Genomic DNA, 19,487 nt, shown 5'->3' with positions numbered 1-19,487 from the left:
GCACGCCAATGTGGCCATGTTGGCCGACTGCGTAAAGAGGCCAGCATGCGTTGAACTTCTCTCGCTTCGGGTCAAGTGGAAGGATATAAGTCAGGCAGGAATGATGTGGTCAGGGGCATGGATTGCCCGGATTGGCCGCTCCTGCCGAATTTTTATCCTTGGCCTTCAAGGTGAACACGAACCGGGACTGAAACGCATATGGCTGACACGCTCGCTCTGGACGCAATTGACTGGCACGCGCTGGACAGGATCAAGTTTGCCGATGAGGAAGCCTTGCTCGAGGACCTGCTGAAGCAGGCGCCGCTCAGCGATGATCTGAGACAGGCGACGATGCGCAGAGCCCTCGAACTGGTCGAAACGGCACGGGCGCGCGGTCGCAACAAGGGCGTTATGGAGAGCTTCCTGGAGGAGTTCGGCCTGTCCAATGCCGAGGGGCTCGCCCTGATGTGCCTGGCCGAGGCCCTGCTGCGGGTTCCGGATGCGGAGACACGGGACGAACTGATTGCCGAGAAGATACGTTCAGGAGACTGGAGCGCGCATCTCGGCCAGTCGGAATCCTGGCTGGTGAATGCATCGACCTGGGGGTTGATGCTGACCGGTCAGGTGATTGGCGTGCCGGCCAGCCTGAAGAAAGGCCCTGCGAGTTTCGTGCAGGGACTGATCCGCGAAAGCGGCGAGCCGGTGATCCGCGCTGCGATGATGCAGGCCATGCGGATCATGGGCGAGCAATTCGTCCTTGGGCGGACCGTGAAGGATGCCCAGAAACGCGGTCGCAGGATGGTGAAGGCAGGCGATGCGGCGCATTTCAGTTTCGACATGCTGGGAGAAGGGGCCCGCACGGCCGCGGATGCCGCACGGTACCTCAAGGCGTATCAGGATGCGATTGACGGCGTGGCCGCCGACAAGGACAAGACGGCCGCGCCGGAACATGCCAATGGCGTGTCCGTGAAGCTGTCTGCCCTTCACCCGCGCTATGAGGCGGTCAACCGGGCACAGATCATGGAGGAGATGTATCCGTCGGTGCTGGACCTGTGTGAACGGGCCGCGAAGGCGAACATCAATCTCTGCCTCGACGCGGAAGAGGCAGACCGGCTTGTGCTCAGCTTGCAGATTCTTGACCGTCTGGCCCGCGAACCGGGATTGAAGGACTGGAACGGATTGGGCCTGGCGGTTCAGGCCTATCAGAAGCGCGCCGGCGAAGTCATCGAATGCCTGAAACGATTGTCCGCGCAGACGGGGCACCGCTTCATGGTGCGTCTGGTGAAAGGCGCCTACTGGGACAGCGAGATCAAGCACGCCCATGTCGAGGGCTTTGCGAACTTTCCGGTCTTCACGACCAAGGCCGGAACCGATTTTCACTTTCTCGCCTGTGCCCGCAAGATGCTGGAGGCTGGCGATGCCATCTATCCGCAATTCGCGACGCACAATGCCCATTCGGTGGCTGCGATCGAGCAATTGTCGGAGGAAACCGGAAATTCATCGTTCGAGTTCCAGCGCCTGCACGGCATGGGAGAGGCGCTCTACGGAGCGGCAGGGCTCGGCCGGCGTGTCCGGGTCTATGCACCGGTGGGGCCGCACAAGGACCTTCTGCCATATCTGGTTCGCCGCCTGCTGGAGAATGGTGCGAACACCAGCTTTGTCCATTCCTTCCTGGATCCGGACGTGCCGCCGGAACAGGTGGTGGCTGATCCGATCGTGAAGGTGGAAGTCGGCCCTCGCCGGCATCCGCGTATCCCGACCCCGCCTCGTCTTTATGGGGCAGAGCGCCGGAATTCGACCGGGCTGGATTTGAGCCAGCGCCGGGTGCGCGACGACATGGCAGCCGCCATCAGGAGTTTCCGGGACAGTCCCGCCATAGCCGCCGGGTCCATCGTGTCCGGCAAACCGGTCACCGGGGGCGGGGATCTGGTTCGCGTCCCGTTTGACACGGAAACCGTACTGGGCAGCTGCCGCGAAGCACAGGCCGCAGACATGGATGCGGCGCTGACGGAGGCGGTCCGGTTCCAGCCGGGTTGGGATGCGTTGGGCGGCGCCGACCGGGCGAAGCATTTGCGGGCGATGGGCGACATTCTCGAGGAGAATGCCGAACGGCTGATTGCGCTGATGGCCCGGGAAGCCGGCAAGACGCTGGGAGACGGCATTGCCGAAGTGCGAGAGGCCGTCGATTTCTGCCGCTATTATGCCATGCAGGCAGAAGCCGAATTCACCACGCCCCAGAAACTGCCGGGGCCGACCGGCGAAACAAATCATCTGTCCCTTCACGGACGAGGCGTGTTCTGCTGCATCAGCCCATGGAATTTTCCGCTGGCCATCTTCACCGGCCAGATTGCGGCAGCCCTCGCAGCGGGCAACACGGTCGTTGCCAAGCCGGCCGAGCAAACTCCTCTGATCGCATTCGAGGCGGTCAAGCTGTTCCACAAGGCGGGTCTGCCGGTCGAGTCGCTGCACCTGTTGCCGGGCAGCGGTGAAACGGTCGGCGCCAAACTGGTCAGCGACCTTCGTGTGTCCGGGGTCTGCTTCACCGGCGGCACCAGCACGGCGCGCATCATCAACCGGACACTGGCCGAGCGGGACGGACCGATCATTCCCCTGATCGCGGAGACCGGCGGGCTGAACGGCATGTTCGTGGACACGACGGCCCTGCGTGAACAGGTGATCGATGATGTGATCGTCTCGGCATTCGGATCGGCGGGCCAGCGCTGCTCTGCCCTGCGCATCGTCTTCCTGCCGGACGATACGGCCGATGAACTGATCGAGGGACTGATCGGGGCGATGGACGAATTGATTGTCGGCGACCCGGGCCTGCCGCGTACGGATCTCGGGCCAGTCATTGATGCCGAATCGCGTGCCTCCTTGCAGGCCTATGTCCAGACCATGAGGGACGAGGCGACCCTGTTGCACCAGATCCCGGCCGGCAGGATCGGCGAGACGGGCTATGGCTTTGGTCCGGCGCTGATCGAGCTGAAATCGATCGACCAGATCTCCGAAGAGAAATTCGGACCGATCCTGCATGTACTGCGGTATGATCCAGATGATATCGACGAGGTCGGTGCGACGCTGAGGGCGAAAGGTTATGGATTGACGCTGGGCGTGCACTCCCGGCTTGAAAGCTTCCAGCGCGAAGTGCGCGATGCCTGCCCGGTGGGCAATACCTATGTGAATCGCTCAATGACGGGGGCCGTTGTGGGTGTGCAGCCCTTTGGCGGGGAAGGCCTTTCAGGCACCGGGCCGAAAGCAGGCGGACCCCACTACTTGCATCGGTTCGCGACAGAGCGCACCCTGACGGTGAACATCACCGCACAGGGCGGGGATGCCGAACTGCTCAGTCTCTGAAGGAGCGCCGCATGAAGAGTGTTGTCCTGGCCGCCATGACGGGGGCGCTGTTGCTGACGGCCGGATGCCAGAAGAAGGTGCGTAGCCTGTCGGATGTCGGTGAAGCTGAAGCCGAGACGGCAGGGACAGACGAGACGGCGGCCAGCCTGGACGTCGCGGCCATCGAATCCGTGGACGAGCTTCCGCGGGAGATCATCGTCGATGAAGCCTATCTCAAGGCCGAGGCAACTTTCGACGAGGCCGTGTTCAGCAAGGCGCCTGCGATCGGCATGGACCTCGTGGAAGACGCCCAGATCCGCATCGAGGCCATGTCACAGGACGCCCAGGATTACAGGGAGGCCGACCCGGACTATTTCCGGGCCTATGGGTTGCGCATCAAATGGGGTGTGGTCGCCGAGGCTGGCAACATCATGAGCCTGGAGGGGTTTTTCTACACTTTCACCGGCGGCGCCCATGGCAATTATTTCACGGATGCGCGAATCTACAACAGCGCGACCGGAGAACCGATGCGGTTGAGCGCGTTCTTCCAGCAACCGCAGGCCGCCGTGCAGGCGCACATGGACACGGTGTGGCAGGGGATTGCCCGGCAGAAGCTGCGGAAGGGCGGACGGGCCTCCGATATCGAGCAGTTTCATTCACAGGCGCGGGAGCTGGTCAGTGCCGACATGGTTCTGGCCGGAGAGGTGAATTTCGTTCCCTCCACCGTGCCGGGCAAGTTCGGCGGCTATGTCGTGCATTTCGCGCCCTATGACATCGGCTCCTATGCCGAGGGAGCCTACCATGTGACTGTTCCGCAAGCGGCGTTCCGGGACAGCCTGAAGCAACAATACCTGGCGCTGTTCGATGGCGAGCCGGTCGCAGTGGAGCGACTCGGGGACTAGGCGCGACGGTTCATTCGACCGTGTCGTGATCGATCCTGAACAGGCGGAATCGCGATTCGGGATTCTGCGGGATTTCCTGCAGGCCGGGCCAGTCTCGGCCTGAACTGAGCGCAGCAAACAATAGCGCCTGATCGGGCGCGTTGCCGGTATCCGGCAAGGTGCAGACTGCCAGCAGGTCGAACGGGGCCAGAGCGTCTCGCCGCTGCGTCGGATCGGACAGGACGAACGTTTCGAACATGCGCTTCATGCCGGGCGCAGCGCGGTGAAAGGGCAGGGCGGCGACGCTGTGACCGCTGCCCGTTTCGCTGATATGCCGGGCGAGGGTCAGCGACAACCCCATTGGGGCCATGATGCGGGAGGGAGGCAGGTCTGACAGGCTGGTCAGGTCGGCGTCGCGGCAGGCATCGCCTTCCATGTAGTCCACAAGTGACAGCGTCCGGCTTTCCGGCTTCACCAGACCGGCAAACCCGGCGAGCAATAGTGCGGGCGGCACAAGCACCGAGAGGCCGAGACGCACGCCGTTTCCTGCGCGCGCCCGTGCCAGAAAGAGCGGAAGGAAGAGCGGCAGTAGCGCTGCCGGAAACTTGAAGTTCCGCATCTGCCAGGCTGACAGGAGCGTGCCCAGAGTGGCCATCAGCAGGAGAATGAGCACCGGTGCGCGGCGCGCTGGCGCGCTCATCCAGGCTGCAAGTGTCAAGGCCAGAAGCGTCAGGAAGATGGCGACGAGGAGGTGTTCGCCGCGAGCGAACGCCCCAACCGGCCCTTTTTCCTGAATGACGTTCGAGATCCAGAACGTCCGGGCCGTCTCATTGATCATGCCGTACGGGCCGGCATGGCATTCCGGAAAAGCCAGCCAGAGCGCGGCCAATGCCAGACCCCCGCCGAAGACCAGTATTCCAAGGCGGGGGACGGGGTGCGTCAGGTTGAACAGGCTCCAGACGGGTGGCGCTCCGGCAGCAACAAGACCGCCAGCCATCAATGCCAGGGCCCATGGAGCCGACAAGGCATCGCAATGGGTCTGAAACAGGGTGGGGCCGGACAGCAAGAGGCCTGTTGGCAATGTGGCGGTGAGCAGGGTCAGGCCGCACAGAAGCAGTTTCCGGGGCATGCCTGATTGGGGGGCGAGGGCCGCATTCACGGCGACGCCGGACAGAGCGAGTGCGATATAGGGCACGCATTCAAGGCCGACCGCGATCGACAGGACACTGGCGAGGCCCAGCAGGATGCCTGCATGGCGATGGCGTGACACGATGCCGAGACAGGCCGCAAGCAGCAGGACGATCTGGACATTGTGATGGTCTATCCGGTCCGGCATGAATTCGATGACGGCGAACAGGGAGGCGAAGGCGGCGGCTGCCATGGCCGGAAGGCCGGGATGGTCGCCGAGAATGTGCCGAATGAGTTGCGCGGCCAGCCCCGCATAGGCGATCAGCCAGAGCAGGGGGACGACAAAGCGGGCTGCAGCGAAGGCAGCCTGTGGGCCCAGGACAGGTTCAAGCGCCCAAGTGATCAGGACGTATGGCAAGTCCACCAGACGGGACCAGGGCGAGGCATAGGGATCGGGCATGGAAAGAAATGGCCAGTCCGGATCATGCCAATTGCCGTCCTGCAACAGGTCCGCGATCTGCAGTCGCCGGGCAATGTCGTCAATATCATGGACCGCGCTGCCATTCAGGGCGTCTGCCCCCAGCATCACAAGGGCCACGAGCAGGAACACAAGAGCGGGCCATGCAGGGCGCAACCCCGCATTCATGATCTTGCCGCCCCGTTCCATGCCGCGCTTTCCCCCTCCACAAGGCAGGCAATCTAGGCAGAAATCATGAAGAAATGCCCAAGCGGACCGATGCCAGCAGCTCAGTTGGGGCAGGCAGAGTAGGCAAAATCGCGCCGGTTCGATCCGTCCTCCAGCGCGATGTGCGCAGTCAGCCGGTCTCCCTGGCGTTCATAGTGGATCAATTGGGGATAATCGTGAGCGCCATTGATGAAGGTGACGGATTGGTCGCCTTGCAGGCTTTCCACGAATTTTGAGGGGCCGATACCTTTGGGATAGACGTTCAGCACGTAGAGCGGGCCCGGCTGAACATGCATTTGTTCAAAGAAGCTGACGCCGCCTTCATTCAGGGTCAGCGCATAGCCGAACAGATGGCCGGCTTCTGCTTTTGACCAGACTTCCCGGGCGGTGCCGTCCTGGCTGATCCAGCACCCTGTCAACCAGCCAAGCGGGTGGTCCGGCGGAGACGTGCTGTCGATCGCTGTGCTGGCACAACCGGTACAAAAGGCCAGAGCCACAAGAGCGTATTTCATGAGTCTCTGGCCTCCTTTCTGTAGCCCTGCGTCAGTCGCCTGAAACCATGAAATGGGCCATCAGGGTCGTGACGGGTTTCGAGCGCTCATCCTGCCACGCTTCAGCGCGTACGGAGCACATGCGCCGACCCATCTTGGTGATTTCGGCGCGCGCGTAAAGGTCCTTGGCGTGTCCCTGGCGCAGATAGTCTATGGTGAGATTGATCGGGCGCGGAGGACGCAGAAGATGTTCCGTGACAAGGAAGACCTGGGCCTGGGACGTGATTTCGAGAAATGCCCCGATGGCCCCGCCATGAATGGCCTTGATCATGAAATTGCCGATCAGCTTTTCCTGATAGGGCATGACCATTGTCATCTCATCGCCCATCACCTCACAGCGCAGGCCCATTTCCTGGGCAAGCGGGGTCCGCCCGATAAAGGCGCGGACCTCGTCTGCGCGGCTTGGCTCGGTCGAAGTGGAATTGCCTGCCATCACATCGCCCTCATGGAGTCGAGTGAACGCGGCTTGTTGATCGCGAAGGCGCCCGCTGCAGTAGCGATCACCCGGTCGCGGCTCTCATGATAGGCCCAGGCCCGCGTGAAACAGATATTTCGCGTCTGGTGATAGCATTCCGCTTCGCCGATGATGTCGCGGCCTTTTTCGGCGGGGCGCATGTAATCGATCCGCAAATCCAGCGTTGCAACAAAGCGCGGCTTGGACAGGGACGCGCTCGCGGCCGTTCCGCAAAGATTGTCCAGGAAAGCCGTCAGAACGCCGCCATGGATCACGCCTGTGTCCGGGTCGCCGACCAGCCGGTCCTTCCAGGGCTGGATTCCCCAGGAACGGCCTTTTTCAATCTTCGTGAACCGGAAGCCCATGCGCCGTCCCCACGGGATGCCACCGCTCAGCATCTCGATGTTTTCCTGCATCAGTTCCCAAGGTTCGGGAGGTGACGTGGCGTCATCGCTCATATTGGCCCTCATTCGTTTGACGAGTCGTCTTGCCCGGATAACATCATCAGGAAAAGAGCGAAAACAAAAGGCTCACGCGGAGGAAGATGAAATGGCGTTCGACGGCGCGGCGAAACCTAGGACCTGTATCATCGGGGCAGGGTGTTCCGGTTTTACCATGGCAAAGCGGCTGAAGGATTACGGCCTGCCATATGACTGTTTCGAAATGTCGGACAATATTGGTGGCAACTGGTACTACAAGAACCCCAATGGGGCGTCTTCCTGCTATCAGTCGCTGCATATCGACACGTCAAAATGGCGACTGGCATTCGAGGATTATCCGGTGCCGGATGACTGGCCGGATTTTCCGCATCATGCGCAATTGCTGCAGTACTTCCATGATTATGTCGATCATTTCGGACTACGCGAAACGATCACGTTCAACACGGCTGTGACAGATGTCGAAGACCTGCCGGAGGGCCGCTGGAAAGTGACGCTGTCGACCGGGGAGTCGCGTGAGTACGATGCCGTCGTCGTGGCAAATGGTCATCACTGGGATCCGCGCATGCCGGAATATCCCGGTACGTTTGATGGTTATCAGGTCCACTCCCACAACTACACCGATCCCTTCGAGCCGTTCGATTTCCGGGGCAAGCGGGCGATGGTCGTGGGAGGCGGCAATTCCGCGATGGATATTTCGTCCGAGCTGTCCCAGCGCCCGCTGGCGGAAAAGCTGTTCATCTCGATGCGGCGCGGCGTATGGGTGATGCCGAAATACATGGACGGCCAGCCGGCGGACAAGGCCGTGCTGCCGGCCTGGCTGCCGTCGAAGATCGGACGCGCCCTGGCGCGCAAGAAGATCAAGAAGACGATCGGCATGATGGAGGATTATGGCCTGCCGAAACCGGATCATGAGCCTCTGGACGGCCATCCGTCCGTGTCGGGCGAATTCCTGACACGGGTCGGCTGCGGGGACATCATTCCCAAACCGGGCATTGACCGACTGGACGGGGACGGAGTCATCTTCACCGATGGCACACGCGAGCAGGTGGATGCGATCATCTGGGCCACGGGCTATAACGTGACCTTTCCCTTCCTTAAGCAGGATGACCTCACGCCGAAGGAGAATGTCTTCCCCCTCTACAAACGGATGGTGAAGCCGGGCCGGGAGACGATCTTCTTCCTGGGACTAGCCCAGCCCCTGCCGACCCTGGTCAATTTTGCCGAGCAGCAATCCAAGCTGGTCGCAGCCGCACTGAATGGCGATTATGCATTCCCGCAGGTGGCCGAGATGGACCGGATCACGGCCGAGGACGAGAAGCAGCATCTTGGCCATTTCTATGACAGTCCGCGTCACCGGATGCAGGTGGATTTCAATTTGTACTGCCGTGATCTGCTGAAGGAGATCGAGCGGGGGGCGAAACGCGCGCGCGTCGTTGCCTGATGTTAACCGGTCGGAGGGCATAACACCTCTCATGACCCGCAAGGCTACCCTCTTTGCCCTGTTGCTGGGCACGGCGTGCGCTTCTCCAGCGCCGGTTACCGTACACACAGTACCGCGTGCCGCCCCGGCGCCAGCCGTATCGACCCCGCCGCCCGTCACGGCGGCGGAGCAGGGACCGTTCCAGCCGAATGCCTATCTCCGGGCGTGTTATGGCATCCGGGTGTCCAACTCGCCTCTGGTGGACGAAGAGGGCTGGGTGCGGAACTACAAGCCCATCGTGATGGTGAATGGCGTTCCGCTGGCGGCTGCGCCCGCCAATGATGTTTGTCTCACATCCGGTTTCGGCCAGCGGTTTGGCCGCCGGCATGATGGTATCGACCTGCAATCGCGCCCGGCCGGGACCATCTATGCCGCTGCGCCGGGACGGGTGATCGAGGCACGGGTATCGACCGGCTATGGCAACATGGTGCTGATTGACCATGGCAAGGGGGTCTACACCCGCTACGCCCACCTCGCCTACATCCAGCCCGGCGTCCAGAAGGGCGAAAAGATCGGCTTCGGACAGCCGGTCGGGTTCATGGGATCGAGCGGCAACGCGACTGCCGTCCACATCCATTACGAGATCCTGACGGGCAATTACAACAATCCGCGCGGGTCCAAGGGCCTTTCTCCGCGTGACCCGTTCTCGTTTCCGCCCTATGAGTATGCTCAGGCCTATTGAGGACGGGGGATACAGGATGAGGGGACCATGGACTGCCGGAGCGGTGATGGCGTGCCTGCTGGGCGCGTGTGCCTCGACACAGGCGGAGATCGCGCCGGTCTCGATTGGCGCGCCCGTCATGGCGCAAAGTGCCTTCGAGTCGGATTTCGGGATGCTGGCGGATCTCGTCGGCACGAGGTGGCGTGGCGAGCCGGGCGAGGCCGACAAGCAGCACGGCCAGCCCGCAGACTATTCCGAATGGTATTGGGACCTTGGCGGGTCGGTGCTGGTGAACAAACACGTGCTGGCGGACGGGTCCTATGGCGGGGTGACCTATATCCAGAAAACCAAGGCGACCGGAGAACTGGACTATGTCTACATCACCAGTGCCGGATTCCGGACGACGGGAAGCTTCACGCTCGGCGCGGATGGCAGCTGGTCGGCCTATGAGGAAGTTACGGGCCTGAACGATATTATCGGGGTGCGGTCCACCGGCCGTATCGGCGAGGATGGCGTGCTGGTATCGGTCTCCGAATTCGAGACACGTGATGGCTGGAAGCCCGGCCACACTTTCAGGTATGAGCGCACAACCGACCCGATGCCGACACTGGTTCCGGACCTCGTAATCGAGTGAAATCCTTTCTCGACCCCGACCTGATCGCGCGGACCTATCGGGACCCGCTGGCGGTTGCGATGCTGTGTGTGGATCTCCTGCCGGTTCTGGCCGTGCTGGCATTCGGCTGGGGCGCAACACCGCTGGTCGCTCTGTACTGGCTGGAAAACCTGATCATTGGCCTGTTCACCGTGTTCCGAATGATCGCAACCGCAGTCGGCACCGTGTCAGATCGTTTCATGGTGTTCTTCATCGTCCCATTCTTTGTCGTCCATTACGGGATGTTCTGTTTCGGCCATGGCGTCTTCCTGCATGCCTTTGCCGGCGATGGTGGCGGCATGCCGGACTACCGGTCGCTCATCGCCTGGGCGCTCGGGTCGGGGCAGGGGATGATGTTTTTCGTGATGGCCATTCTGGGCATGAATGCGATCCTGTTCGTGTCCGATTTCCTGCTCAAGGGCGGCTATCGCGAGGGCAGTTTGATGGGAGAAATGTTCGCGCCATATGGCCGCATCGTGACCCTGCATGTGGCTATCATCCTTGGCGCCGCCCTCGCATTTGGGACGCGTGAGCCGCTTCTGGGGGTTCTGCTGCTGATCGTGTTGAGGGTCGTGTTCGGTGTGATCGTGTCTGCCCTGCGCCAGCGCCGGCTGGACGATGCAGGTGTGCCGGCTGCGAAAGATTCGCCTGCTGCCACGTAAAAAGTTGACGCATGATGACGCCTCGACGAATATGCAGGGCTTCCCCAAGGAAAGGCCTGCATGACCACCATTGCCAAGAAACTGACCCGTGGCCCGTCCGGCAAGCGCGCCAAGTCGAAGGCCGCCAATCGCCGGGCCATCATGGAGGCTGGCCGGCGCGTGTTCGCGCGGATCGGCTTTGAGGCGACGACTGTGCGGGACATCATCCGGGAGACCGAACTCGCCGCCGGGACATTCTACAATTACTTCAAGTCCAAGGAAGACGTGTTCGAGGCGATTGCGGAGGATTCGACCCATCGGTTCCGCTCCCGCCTCCAGGATGTGCGCGCCTGTGCGACGGATTTCGAGACCTATGTGCACGATGCCTATCGCGCCTATTTCGGCTTTATTGCCACCGAGAATGAAGAGCCCATCCGCAACGGCGCACCGCATCTGGCCCTGATTGGCGTGCGCGTGGACACGCCGGAAATGCTGGCTGTGGCAGAAGAGATCAAGGCAGACCTCGAACATGTCCTGTCCGGTGAGGGCGGGCCCAAGATCGACACGGCCTATCTGACCGCTGCCGCCATCGGGATTGCCCGGGAAATGGGAGAGCACATGTTGCTGCGCCGCCCGATCGACGTGGATGGGGCAACCAAATTCGCCACCACGCTGCTGCTGGCAGGGGTTCGGGAGATTGCCGCAAAGTAAGGCCAAACGCCTCTTGGCGTCGGCGCGCTTGCAGGTCTAAGCTTGCCGTCAACAAGACAGGACGGGAGGCGACCATGAGCCTGCAACAGATGATCACCAAATTCATATTCAAGCTTCCGGACGGATTGCTTGTGCGCCTGGCCGGGGGAAAGCCGGTCGAAGTGCGCGGCCGGGTTCTGGAGCCGCAGCTGCAGATGGTCGCGTGGAACGGCCGCAATGCGCCGCCCATGTCGTCCATGGAGCCGGAAGTGGTGCAGGCTGCCGTCAAGGATCAGCTCGCCATGCTGGCAGCGCCGCTGGAGCCCGGCGTCACCACCGAGGATTTCACCATTCCCGGGCCTGACCGGAACGAGATTCCGGTGCGCCTCTACAAGCCGGCCAGTCAGAATGCCGCCGTGCCGCTGCTGGTCTATTATCATATGGGCGGTGGGGTCGTGGGCGATCTTGAGACCTGTCATGCCTGGTGTTCGATCCTGGCTTCGGTCACGGGCGGCCCGGTCCTGTCGGTCGATTACCGTCTGGCACCGCAAAACAAATTTCCCGCCGGGATCGATGACAGCATCGCCGCCTATGAATGGGGTGTGCGCAATGCCGGCACATTCGGCGCACCGGAGGGCATGGCCGCCGTCGGCGGGGACAGTATGGGCGGCAATTTTTCCGCCATCATCTCCCAGGAGATGCAGCGTGAACACAAGCCATTGCCGGTCTACCAGCTGTTGATCTATCCGGCCGTCGACATGGTGGAGGAATTCCCTTCCCGGACGGATTTCGGTGAAACCTTCTCTCTCAGCACAGACACGATGAACTGGTTCATGGAGCAGTACCTGCCGACTGATTTCAACATGGCAGATCCGCTCCTGTCGCCCGGCCAGACTGCTGAGTTGGAGGGCCTGCCGCCCGCCATTGTCATCACGGCGGGACATGATCCGCTGTGCGATGAAGGCGATGACTATGCCAAGCGGCTGAAGAATGCGGGCGTGAAGGTCACGCACAAGCGGTATGATTCCCTGCCGCATGCCTTTACGGCCTTCACAGGATTTTCTCCGGGCTCGCGCCAGGCATGCCTTGAAATTGCAGGCATGGTGAAAGACCTCGTTTCAAAATTATGAGAGCGCTGGTCTGTGATACGCTGACGGACGATTTTTCCGGCCTTTCAGTTCAGGATGTTCCCGTTCCCGAAGCCGGGCATGGACAGGTCCTGGTGCGCGTCGCGGCTGCGAGCGTGAACTTTCCCGACCTGTTGATGAGTCAGGGAAAGTATCAGATGAAGCCGGACCTGCCCTTTGTGCAGGGTATGGAATGTGCCGGAACGGTTGAGTCCGTCGGGGAGGGCGTAACAGGTTTTGCGCCCGGGCACCGCGTGGTGGGAGGTAACAAGACCGGCGCGTTCGCCGAGTTTGCCTTGTTGCCCGCCGCTAGCCTTTCGCGCGTGCCGGCGAACATGGGGTTTGCAGAGGCGGCAGCCTATCCGGCCGCCTATCTCACCGCCTATGTCGCCCTGGTTTGCCGGGCCAATCTGCAGGCGGGCGAAACCTTGCTGGTGCATGGCGCCAGTGGTGGCGTCGGCATGGCGGCCGTGGATGTCGGCAAATTGCTCGGCGCAACCGTGATCGCGACCTCTGCCTCTGATGCCAAGCTGGATGCGGTTGTTGCGCATGGGGCGGACTACGCCATCAATGTCACGCAGGGGTTTCGCGACAAGGTCAAGACGCTGACTGGCGGACGCGGCGCGGATGTGGTCCTTGATCCGGTCGGCGGGGATGTGTTCGACGAAAGCGTCCGCTGCATCGCCTTTGACGGGCGGCTTCTGGTGGTCGGCTTCACGTCCGGCCGCATTCCCGAGATGAAGGTCAACATGCCGTTGATCAAGGGATTTTCGGTTGTGGGTGTCCGTGCAGGCGAATATGGCCGCCGCTTCCCGGAGCGCGGCCGGGAGAACATGGCCGCAATCTGGAAATGGGCGGCCGAGGGCAAGACACGGCCCCGAATTCACGCCGAACTGCCACTCGACAATTGGCGGGAAGCCTATCGCCTGCTGACCGACCGGGAGGTTGTGGGCAAGGTCGTCATTCGGCCCTGAGCATTCAAAGAGAAGGAAACTGAGAGATGTCAACACTGCCTGAAAAAGGCCTACAAATCCGCACGCTGATCAAGCCGGAAGGCGAGCTGGAACTGTCCCTGGCCGAAGTCGAGATTCCGACTCCCGGCCCGACGGATATCATCATCAAGGTTGAGGCGACCCCGATCAATCCGTCTGATCTCGGCCTGCTGGTCGGCGCGGGGGATATCAGCACAGCCGTGCAAAGTGGAACAGCGGACCGTCCGGTCATCACCGCAAAAGTGCCGGAAGCAGGCATGCGCGCCATGAAAGCCCGGATCGGCCAGTCCCTGCCGGTGGGCAATGAAGGCGCGGGCACCGTGGTCGCGGCGGGTGAGTCCGAAGCGGCTCAGGCCCTATTGGGCAAGCGCGTCACCGGGCTTGGCGGGGAGTTCTATTCCGAATACCGCATGCTGAATGTCGGTCAGGTCATGGAGCTGCCGGACGGCATCACGGCCGAGCAGGGCGCCTCATGCTATGTGAACCCGCTGACCGCGTTGTCCTTTGTCGAAACGATGCGGAATATGGGCCATGAATCGCTGGTCCATACGGCTGCCGCATCAAATCTCGGCCAGATGCTGAACAAGATCTGCCTCAAGGATGGCGTGCCGCTGGTCAACATCGTCCGAAAGGAAGAGCAGGCTGAAATCCTCCGCGGCATCGGCGCGAAGCATATCGTCAATTCGACCTCACCGACCTTCATGGAAGACCTGATCGCGGCGCTGATGGAGACGGACGCGACGCTCGGCTTTGACGCCATTGGTGGCGGGCCACTGGCCGGTCAGCTGCTGATCGCCATGGAAGCGGCTGCCAGCCGCAAGATGAAGGAATATTCCCGCTATGGCTCCGGCCAGGAAACTCAGGTCTTCATCTATGGCCGCCTCGACATGTCGCCGACGCTGGTGCCGCCGGGCGTGGGCTTTGCGTGGAATCTCAGTGGCTACCTGCTGACGCCGTTCCTGCAGAAAGCCGGCAAGGAAGTTCGTGCGCGCATGTACAAGCGCGTGATTGACGAGCTGACCACGACATTTGCCAGCCACTATACCAAGCGCATTTCTCTGGCCGAGGCCCTGAATCTCGATACGCTGAAAGCCTACGACGCCAAGGCCACCGGTGAGAAATACCTTATCACGCCGAACGCCTAGGAAAGTCAGCCGATCCTGTCATGCGTGATGCGTATGGCATGATCGGCATCTTTCAGGACAACAATATCAGCTGTGTCCTTCAGGGGGGCGATATGGTCCCGCAGATTGGGCAGGTTGATCCGATCCCAGACAGATGTTGCGAACTCCACAAGTTCGGGTTCCGACATGTGCAGGAAGTTGGCGTAGAAGGAGGCCGGGTCCTCCTTCGCCGCATGCCACAGGCGCTTGAACCGTTCGAGATACCAGGTGAGCAAGTGTTCCTCGCTGGCATCCAGGTAAATGAGGTAGTCCGGTTCACGCGCTGTTCGCGGAGGCGGGGACAGCTGTTGGAAGCCGAGTCCTTCGAGAATCAGAATGTCCGGCTGTGTGATCGACTGCGTGAGGGCCGGGTCTATGTCATAGGTGACATGACTGTAGCCGGGAAAGTCAGCCGCGCCACTGGCGAGGGCTTCGATGGCATCGCCCAGCGCAGCGACATTGTAGGTCTCCGGAAAACCCTTGCGCAGGGTCAAGCCGCGTTCCTCCAGCACGTCATTCGGAAACAGAAATCCGTCTGTCGAGACCGTCTCCACCTTGTGCGTCTCTGCCAGAAATTCCGCCACCTTGTTGGCCAGTGTCGTCTTGCCTGATGCGACAGACCCTGTCAGGGCCATGACGGCCCCGTCATGCTTGCGGCTGAGTTCGGCAAGGCGCGTGCCCAGCGCCGTGATGCCGGGCGTGTGGGGAGCAGGGGAGTCGGTCATGATCGGCAGGCTCCGGACAGATTGGTGAACTTCCGGAGCCTAGCCGCGTTGCCGTGCCTGTCCAGTCCCGAACCGGTCAGACCGTGCGCTTGGCCTTGTCTTTCGCATTGGTCGCCTCGATGGCGTCCCGGGCGGCTTGCCATTCGGCATCGCCCCAGGCGGTCAGCTGGGAGAAATTGCCGCCGGACGCATTGTACATCGCGCCGTCGATGGCGATGGTCTGGCCATTGATGTAGTCCGCGCCTGGCGCCATCAGCAGCACGGCGAGATTGACCAGTTCGTGCATCTCTCCCACGCGACCCATCGGATTGGCCGCGCCGGAATCCATGCGCTTGGCTCCTTCGGCATCCGGGGCGAGACGTTTCGACATGCCTTCTGTGGGGAAGGGGCCGGGGGCAATGGCGTTGAAGCGCAGGCCATAGCGGCCCCACTCGACCGCGAGCGACTGGGTCATCGTGTTCACGGCGGCCTTGGACATGGCGGACGGGACGACAAACGGCCCGCCATTCCAGACCCAGGTCGTCAGGATCGAGCAGACATTTCCGCGATGGCCTTCCTTGATCCAGCGTTTGCCGATGTCGTGCGTCATGTAGAATGTGCCGCGGAACACGATGTTGGAGATCGCATCGAACCCGCGGATGGACAGGTCTTCCGTCCGGCTGATGAAATTGCCGGCAGCATTGTTGACCAGCCCGGTGAGCGGGCCGTGCTTTGCCCAGATATGATCATTCATGTCGGTGATCGCTTCGGCCACGCGGATGTCGCAGGCATGCGGTACGACCTTGCCGCCATGCTTCTCCATCAATTCACTGGCGGTATCTTCGCAGACTTGTCCGCGTCGCCCGCAGATGTGGACCTCTGCGCCCAGCTTCAGGAAGCCTTCCGCCATCTCCTTGCCGAGGCCCGTACCGCCGCCGGTGACAAGCACCCGCTCGCCCGCCATCAGGCCGTCGCGATACATCAGTTTTGCCGTGTCCATGTGATTCCTCCCATTCTGTTTTTCTGATAGGAGTATAAGGCGCTGAAGGAAGGAGGCACCCATGAATCGCTGGCTTTCATCGCTTGCCGTCGCGGCATTGTGCGCCGGTGGGGCCCAGGCCGGGCCGCTGGACGTGTTCGGCACATTCGTCACCCAGAAGGAAGGCTCTCACATCCGCATATCCGATTGCGGCGACGGTTCGCCCTGCGGCGTGGTTGTGTGGATCGACCCGGCCAGTGTTTCCGAGGGTGTCACGCCGGAGACGGCGACCGATGCGAAGGGTGACAAGATCCTTGGCCTGACCATGCTGGAGGGCTTCAAGCGCAAGGCAAATGGCTGGGCCGGCGGGACGATCTACAATCCGAAAGAGGGCAAGACTTACGGATCGCGGATCAAGCGGCTGGATGATGGCATTCTGGAGGTGAAAGGCTGTATCGGGCCGATTTGCCAGACACAGCATTGGGCCCCGGTGACATCTACTTCCGGAACGGCAGACTGACCAGGCGCCACAGGACCCAGACGGGCATGACCACGGCCGCGCCGGCAAGGGCGGGCTTCCAGAAATTCCTGACGGCCCAGCCGAGCGCCGCCACCGCCGTGTTCGCGACATTTGCGATGGCGGCGCCCATGTTCACATCCGGATTGGCCGGGTTGAACTGGGACGCCAGCACGAAGAAGCCAACAAGGATGCACAGGCCCAACAGTTTGAGCGATCCCCAGACCGAGATGCCGAACAGGCGCACCAGCAGCGGTCGCGGCGGGGCCTTGGCCGGTGTCCGCGACGGGGGCGCCTCGGGGATCGGCTCGACCTTGACTTCGGGCAGTTCGGGATTGGGCGGGGTCGACATGGCGGAGTGTCTGCTTGCCTAGTCGTTGGCGGCTTGTTTCTGGATTTCGACCTGGTGCGGATACGGAATGGAGATGCCTTCCCGGTCAAAGGCTTCCTTGACGGCCTTGGTGAGGTGGAATTTCACATCCCAATAGTCCGAGGCCTGCACCCAGCTGCGCGACGCGATGTCCACGGAGCTGTCCCCGAGATTGACGACTTTCACGAACGGTTCGGGATCTCGCAGGATACGGCTGTCGGCGTCGATGACCTGACGGATGATCGCGATGGCCTTGTCCATGTCGTCATCATAATCGATGCCGAAGGTGACGTCGACGCGGCGCGTGGGGTAGCCGGAATAATTCTCGATCACGCCATCGATCGCCTGGCTGTTCGGCACGAGAACCTTCACATTGTCCGGTGTGGCGAGGACGGTCTGGAACAGATTGATGTCCTTGACCGTGCCGCCCACGCCGGCAGCCTCGATATAGTCGCCCAGCTTGTAGGGGCGGAACAGCATGATCATGACGCCCGAGGCGATGTTGCCCAGCGCGCCCTGCATGGACAGGCCGATGGCGAGCGTCAGCGCGCCGAGGACGGCGACGAAACTGGTTGCCTGAACGCCAAACACCTGCAGCACGGCAATGAGCACCGCCGCGGTAATGGCCCAGCGGACAAGCGAGGCGAAGAAATTGCCAAGCGTGTCGTCGATGCCATCGCGCTTCAGGGCCTCACGGCGGACCAGTCCGGCCAGCCAGCCGGCAATGCGCAGGCCGATGATGAGTACGAGCAGCGCGCCGATCACCTTCATTCCGAAGGAAATGATGAACGGGCTGTATTCGGCCCAGATGGCGGCGGGCGTCAGGTCTTCGGGCATGGGGAGGGGCTCCTTGTATTCGAGCGGGATCAGTGTTCGGTGTCTGTAATGCCTGTTGCGGACGGCTGTTCCGAGATTGGCTGCGATGGTGAGCGGTAGGCCATGTTGACCTGGTGCGGGAAGGGGATGGTGATGCCTTCGCGATCGAACGCCTCTTTCACGCCCTTGGTGATGTCAGCCCGTACCTGCACGAATTCCGGCGTCGCAACGAAGGCGCGCAGACGCAGGCGGACACTCCAGTCGGCCAGCGCATGTACGCCGACCCAGGTTTCATCCTTGGCCAGCACGCGCGGATGTCCGTTGGCCACGGCGAGCAGGGTTTCCAGTGCATGGTCCATATTGTCGTCATAGGAAATGTCGAAATAGAGGTCGAACCGGCGCCGGGTCTGACGAGTGTGATTGACCAGCGGATCGCCCCAGACCTTGTCATTGGTCACCGAGACGACCTTGTTGTCGATCTGCTTGAAGGTCGTGCGGAACGGCGTGATGTCGGTGATCTCGCCATCCATGCCTGCCAGCGTGACGAAATCGCCTATTCGGAACGGGCGGAAGATGGCGAGCATGACGCCGGCAGCCACCGCTTTCAGCGTGTCCTGCAGAGCGAGGCCGATGGCGAGCGCTGCGCCGCCCAGAAGCGCCGCCAGGGAAGCGGTCGGGAAGCCGAGCTGGGTCAGGGCCAGAACGATGGCGATGGCGAAGATGAGGTATTTCAGAAGCGATGCGGAGAAAGCGAACAGGGTGTCATCGGCTCCGTGGCGGATATGGGCCTGATTGCCCATCTTGCGCATCGAGCGGGCCACCCAGTTCGCAAACAGAACGGCGATCACCAGGATGGCGATGGCGGCAAATGCACCGGGACCGCGCCTGTTGATGATGGCTTCCCAGTCATACCCGGCCAGGCCGAGCGGCAGGGGCGACATGAAGATCAGCGCGAAGACCCGCGCAACGGAGCTGGCAATGTCCCAGCTGGATCCTTCGAAGGATTTGTCCTTGGCCGTCAGGCGCTTGCCGATGGCAACGACAAGCTTTTTCACCAGTCCGGAGGCGAACCAGACCAGAAGGCAGGCGAGCAGGACCATGCCCCATTTCTCGATAAAGGGCCAGGATGCGGCCAGCCAGACAGGCCAGGTCGATGTGTCGAGATCGGGCAGGGAAATCGAGGAAAAATCCATGGCTGGGCGCTCGTCTTGGTTTCAGTCATGAGAGCGTCAGTTCGCCCCCGA

20 protein-coding genes are annotated in these 19,487 nt (G+C 61.8%); 11 read left to right on the top strand and 9 right to left on the bottom strand.

Translation table 11 applies throughout. From position 1 onward, the window contains the following. Nucleotides 1–198 precede the first annotated feature (198 nt). Together putA and HF955_RS03175 are read left to right on the top strand one after the other, a co-directional pair. A complete protein-coding gene (gene putA, locus HF955_RS03180; RefSeq protein WP_291077810.1) occupies nt 199–3,333 on the top strand; it encodes a bifunctional proline dehydrogenase/L-glutamate gamma-semialdehyde dehydrogenase PutA in 3,135 nt (1,044 codons plus the stop codon). Between the two features lie 11 nt (nt 3,334–3,344). Further along, nucleotides 3,345–4,214, top strand: coding sequence for a DUF3298 and DUF4163 domain-containing protein (locus HF955_RS03175; protein WP_291077808.1), 870 nt, complete (start codon nt 3,345–3,347; stop codon nt 4,212–4,214). Nucleotides 4,215–4,224: 10 nt separating this feature from the next. On the opposite strand, the gene HF955_RS03170 is transcribed toward HF955_RS03175, so the two are convergent. The 4 genes from HF955_RS03170 to HF955_RS03155 form a co-directional block, all read right to left on the bottom strand. Further along, nucleotides 4,225–5,988, bottom strand: coding sequence for a hypothetical protein (locus HF955_RS03170; RefSeq protein WP_291077807.1), 1,764 nt, complete (start codon nt 5,986–5,988; stop codon nt 4,225–4,227). Nucleotides 5,989–6,068: 80 nt separating this feature from the next. Then, nucleotides 6,069–6,518 (bottom strand): DUF6265 family protein, encoded by a 450-nt coding sequence (locus HF955_RS03165; RefSeq protein ID WP_291077805.1) that lies wholly within the window; start codon nt 6,516–6,518, stop codon nt 6,069–6,071. 31 nt (nt 6,519–6,549) lie between these two features. Then, nucleotides 6,550–6,990, bottom strand: a complete 441-nt coding sequence (locus HF955_RS03160) for a PaaI family thioesterase (protein ID WP_291077803.1) — start codon at nt 6,988–6,990, stop codon at nt 6,550–6,552. Further along, nucleotides 6,990–7,469, bottom strand: a complete 480-nt coding sequence (locus HF955_RS03155) for a PaaI family thioesterase (RefSeq protein WP_291077801.1) — start codon at nt 7,467–7,469, stop codon at nt 6,990–6,992. The genes HF955_RS03160 and HF955_RS03155 overlap by 1 nt, the downstream gene beginning before the upstream one ends. 91 nt (nt 7,470–7,560) lie before the next feature. Here HF955_RS03155 and HF955_RS03150 point away from each other — a divergent pair, with 91 nt between their 5' ends. The 8 genes from HF955_RS03150 to HF955_RS03115 all read left to right on the top strand — a co-directional run bounded on the left by HF955_RS03150 (nt 7,561) and on the right by HF955_RS03115 (nt 14,839). Continuing rightward, nucleotides 7,561–8,892 (top strand): NAD(P)-binding domain-containing protein, encoded by a 1,332-nt coding sequence (locus tag HF955_RS03150; RefSeq protein WP_291077799.1) that lies wholly within the window; start codon nt 7,561–7,563, stop codon nt 8,890–8,892. A gap of 31 nt (nt 8,893–8,923) precedes the next feature. Beyond that, the gene (locus HF955_RS03145) at nt 8,924–9,613 is read left to right on the top strand and encodes a M23 family metallopeptidase (RefSeq protein WP_291077797.1); all 690 of its coding nucleotides are present in this window, start codon (nt 8,924–8,926) and stop codon (nt 9,611–9,613) included. Between the two features lie 16 nt (nt 9,614–9,629). Beyond that, nucleotides 9,630–10,226 (top strand): hypothetical protein, encoded by a 597-nt coding sequence (locus tag HF955_RS03140; RefSeq protein WP_291077795.1) that lies wholly within the window; start codon nt 9,630–9,632, stop codon nt 10,224–10,226. Then, a complete protein-coding gene (locus HF955_RS03135; protein ID WP_291077793.1) occupies nt 10,223–10,906 on the top strand; it encodes a DUF6498-containing protein in 684 nt (227 codons plus the stop codon). The genes HF955_RS03140 and HF955_RS03135 overlap by 4 nt, the downstream gene beginning before the upstream one ends. Nucleotides 10,907–10,966: 60 nt before the next feature. Next, nucleotides 10,967–11,596, top strand: a complete 630-nt coding sequence (locus HF955_RS03130) for a TetR/AcrR family transcriptional regulator (RefSeq protein WP_027839481.1) — start codon at nt 10,967–10,969, stop codon at nt 11,594–11,596. A gap of 74 nt (nt 11,597–11,670) precedes the next feature. Next, nucleotides 11,671–12,705: an alpha/beta hydrolase gene (locus tag HF955_RS03125; RefSeq protein ID WP_291077790.1), complete on the top strand. Its 1,035-nt coding sequence runs from the start codon at nt 11,671–11,673 to the stop codon at nt 12,703–12,705. Further along, complete coding sequence (locus tag HF955_RS03120) at nt 12,702–13,676, top strand: NADPH:quinone oxidoreductase family protein (protein WP_291077789.1); 975 nt, start codon at nt 12,702–12,704, stop codon at nt 13,674–13,676. The genes HF955_RS03125 and HF955_RS03120 overlap by 4 nt, the downstream gene beginning before the upstream one ends. A 26-nt stretch (nt 13,677–13,702) precedes the next feature. Continuing rightward, entirely contained in the window at nt 13,703–14,839 is a 1,137-nt protein-coding gene (locus HF955_RS03115; protein WP_291077787.1) for a zinc-binding dehydrogenase, read from the top strand. 5 nt (nt 14,840–14,844) lie between these two features. Here HF955_RS03115 and HF955_RS03110 read toward each other — a convergent pair whose 3' ends face one another. Together HF955_RS03110 and HF955_RS03105 are read right to left on the bottom strand one after the other, a co-directional pair. Next, on the bottom strand, nt 14,845–15,582 hold the full coding sequence (locus HF955_RS03110) for a hypothetical protein (protein ID WP_291077785.1): 738 nt from the start codon (nt 15,580–15,582) through the stop codon (nt 14,845–14,847). 76 nt (nt 15,583–15,658) lie between these two features. Further along, complete coding sequence (locus tag HF955_RS03105) at nt 15,659–16,561, bottom strand: SDR family oxidoreductase (RefSeq protein WP_291077783.1); 903 nt, start codon at nt 16,559–16,561, stop codon at nt 15,659–15,661. Nucleotides 16,562–16,622: 61 nt separating this feature from the next. On the opposite strand from HF955_RS03105, the gene HF955_RS03100 reads away from it, so the two are divergent. Further along, nucleotides 16,623–17,060, top strand: a complete 438-nt coding sequence (locus tag HF955_RS03100; protein ID WP_291077781.1) for a DUF2147 domain-containing protein — start codon at nt 16,623–16,625, stop codon at nt 17,058–17,060. On the opposite strand, the gene HF955_RS03095 is transcribed toward HF955_RS03100, so the two are convergent. From HF955_RS03095 to HF955_RS03085, 3 genes are read right to left on the bottom strand one after another with little or no spacing between them, the layout of a single operon-like run. Beyond that, nucleotides 17,038–17,409, bottom strand: coding sequence for a hypothetical protein (locus tag HF955_RS03095; protein WP_291077780.1), 372 nt, complete (start codon nt 17,407–17,409; stop codon nt 17,038–17,040). The two genes, HF955_RS03100 and HF955_RS03095, sit on opposite strands and share 23 nt — an antisense overlap. A gap of 18 nt (nt 17,410–17,427) precedes the next feature. Next, nucleotides 17,428–18,264, bottom strand: a complete 837-nt coding sequence (locus HF955_RS03090; RefSeq protein WP_291077778.1) for a mechanosensitive ion channel domain-containing protein — start codon at nt 18,262–18,264, stop codon at nt 17,428–17,430. A 29-nt stretch (nt 18,265–18,293) separates the two neighbouring features. Beyond that, a complete protein-coding gene (locus HF955_RS03085; RefSeq protein ID WP_291077777.1) occupies nt 18,294–19,436 on the bottom strand; it encodes a mechanosensitive ion channel family protein in 1,143 nt (380 codons plus the stop codon). Between the last annotated feature and the right edge of the window lie 51 nt (nt 19,437–19,487).

Source organism: Hyphomonas sp. (genome assembly GCF_017792385.1).
Lineage (GTDB): Bacteria > Pseudomonadota > Alphaproteobacteria > Caulobacterales > Hyphomonadaceae > Hyphomonas.
Note: the sequence above shows the minus strand (reverse complement) of the source record. Positions and strands in the feature narration are given on the sequence as shown.

Coding starts and splice junctions, on each gene's coding strand:
- HF955_RS03175 (WP_291077808.1), top strand. CDS start 3,345: ATGAAGAGTGTTGTCCTGGCCGCCATGACGGGGGCGCTGTTGCTGACG.
- HF955_RS03110 (WP_291077785.1), bottom strand. CDS start 15,582: ATGACCGACTCCCCTGCTCCCCACACGCCCGGCATCACGGCGCTGGGC.
- HF955_RS03090 (WP_291077778.1), bottom strand. CDS start 18,264: ATGCCCGAAGACCTGACGCCCGCCGCCATCTGGGCCGAATACAGCCCG.
- HF955_RS03120 (WP_291077789.1), top strand. CDS start 12,702: ATGAGAGCGCTGGTCTGTGATACGCTGACGGACGATTTTTCCGGCCTT.
- HF955_RS03160 (WP_291077803.1), bottom strand. CDS start 6,990: ATGGCAGGCAATTCCACTTCGACCGAGCCAAGCCGCGCAGACGAGGTC.
- HF955_RS03100 (WP_291077781.1), top strand. CDS start 16,623: ATGAATCGCTGGCTTTCATCGCTTGCCGTCGCGGCATTGTGCGCCGGT.
- HF955_RS03105 (WP_291077783.1), bottom strand. CDS start 16,561: ATGGACACGGCAAAACTGATGTATCGCGACGGCCTGATGGCGGGCGAG.
- HF955_RS03150 (WP_291077799.1), top strand. CDS start 7,561: ATGGCGTTCGACGGCGCGGCGAAACCTAGGACCTGTATCATCGGGGCA.
- HF955_RS03085 (WP_291077777.1), bottom strand. CDS start 19,436: ATGGATTTTTCCTCGATTTCCCTGCCCGATCTCGACACATCGACCTGG.
- HF955_RS03165 (WP_291077805.1), bottom strand. CDS start 6,518: ATGAAATACGCTCTTGTGGCTCTGGCCTTTTGTACCGGTTGTGCCAGC.
- HF955_RS03170 (WP_291077807.1), bottom strand. CDS start 5,988: ATGGAACGGGGCGGCAAGATCATGAATGCGGGGTTGCGCCCTGCATGG.
- HF955_RS03145 (WP_291077797.1), top strand. CDS start 8,924: ATGACCCGCAAGGCTACCCTCTTTGCCCTGTTGCTGGGCACGGCGTGC.
- putA (WP_291077810.1), top strand. CDS start 199: ATGGCTGACACGCTCGCTCTGGACGCAATTGACTGGCACGCGCTGGAC.
- HF955_RS03115 (WP_291077787.1), top strand. CDS start 13,703: ATGTCAACACTGCCTGAAAAAGGCCTACAAATCCGCACGCTGATCAAG.
- HF955_RS03125 (WP_291077790.1), top strand. CDS start 11,671: ATGAGCCTGCAACAGATGATCACCAAATTCATATTCAAGCTTCCGGAC.
- HF955_RS03140 (WP_291077795.1), top strand. CDS start 9,630: ATGAGGGGACCATGGACTGCCGGAGCGGTGATGGCGTGCCTGCTGGGC.
- HF955_RS03130 (WP_027839481.1), top strand. CDS start 10,967: ATGACCACCATTGCCAAGAAACTGACCCGTGGCCCGTCCGGCAAGCGC.
- HF955_RS03095 (WP_291077780.1), bottom strand. CDS start 17,409: ATGTCGACCCCGCCCAATCCCGAACTGCCCGAAGTCAAGGTCGAGCCG.
- HF955_RS03155 (WP_291077801.1), bottom strand. CDS start 7,469: ATGAGCGATGACGCCACGTCACCTCCCGAACCTTGGGAACTGATGCAG.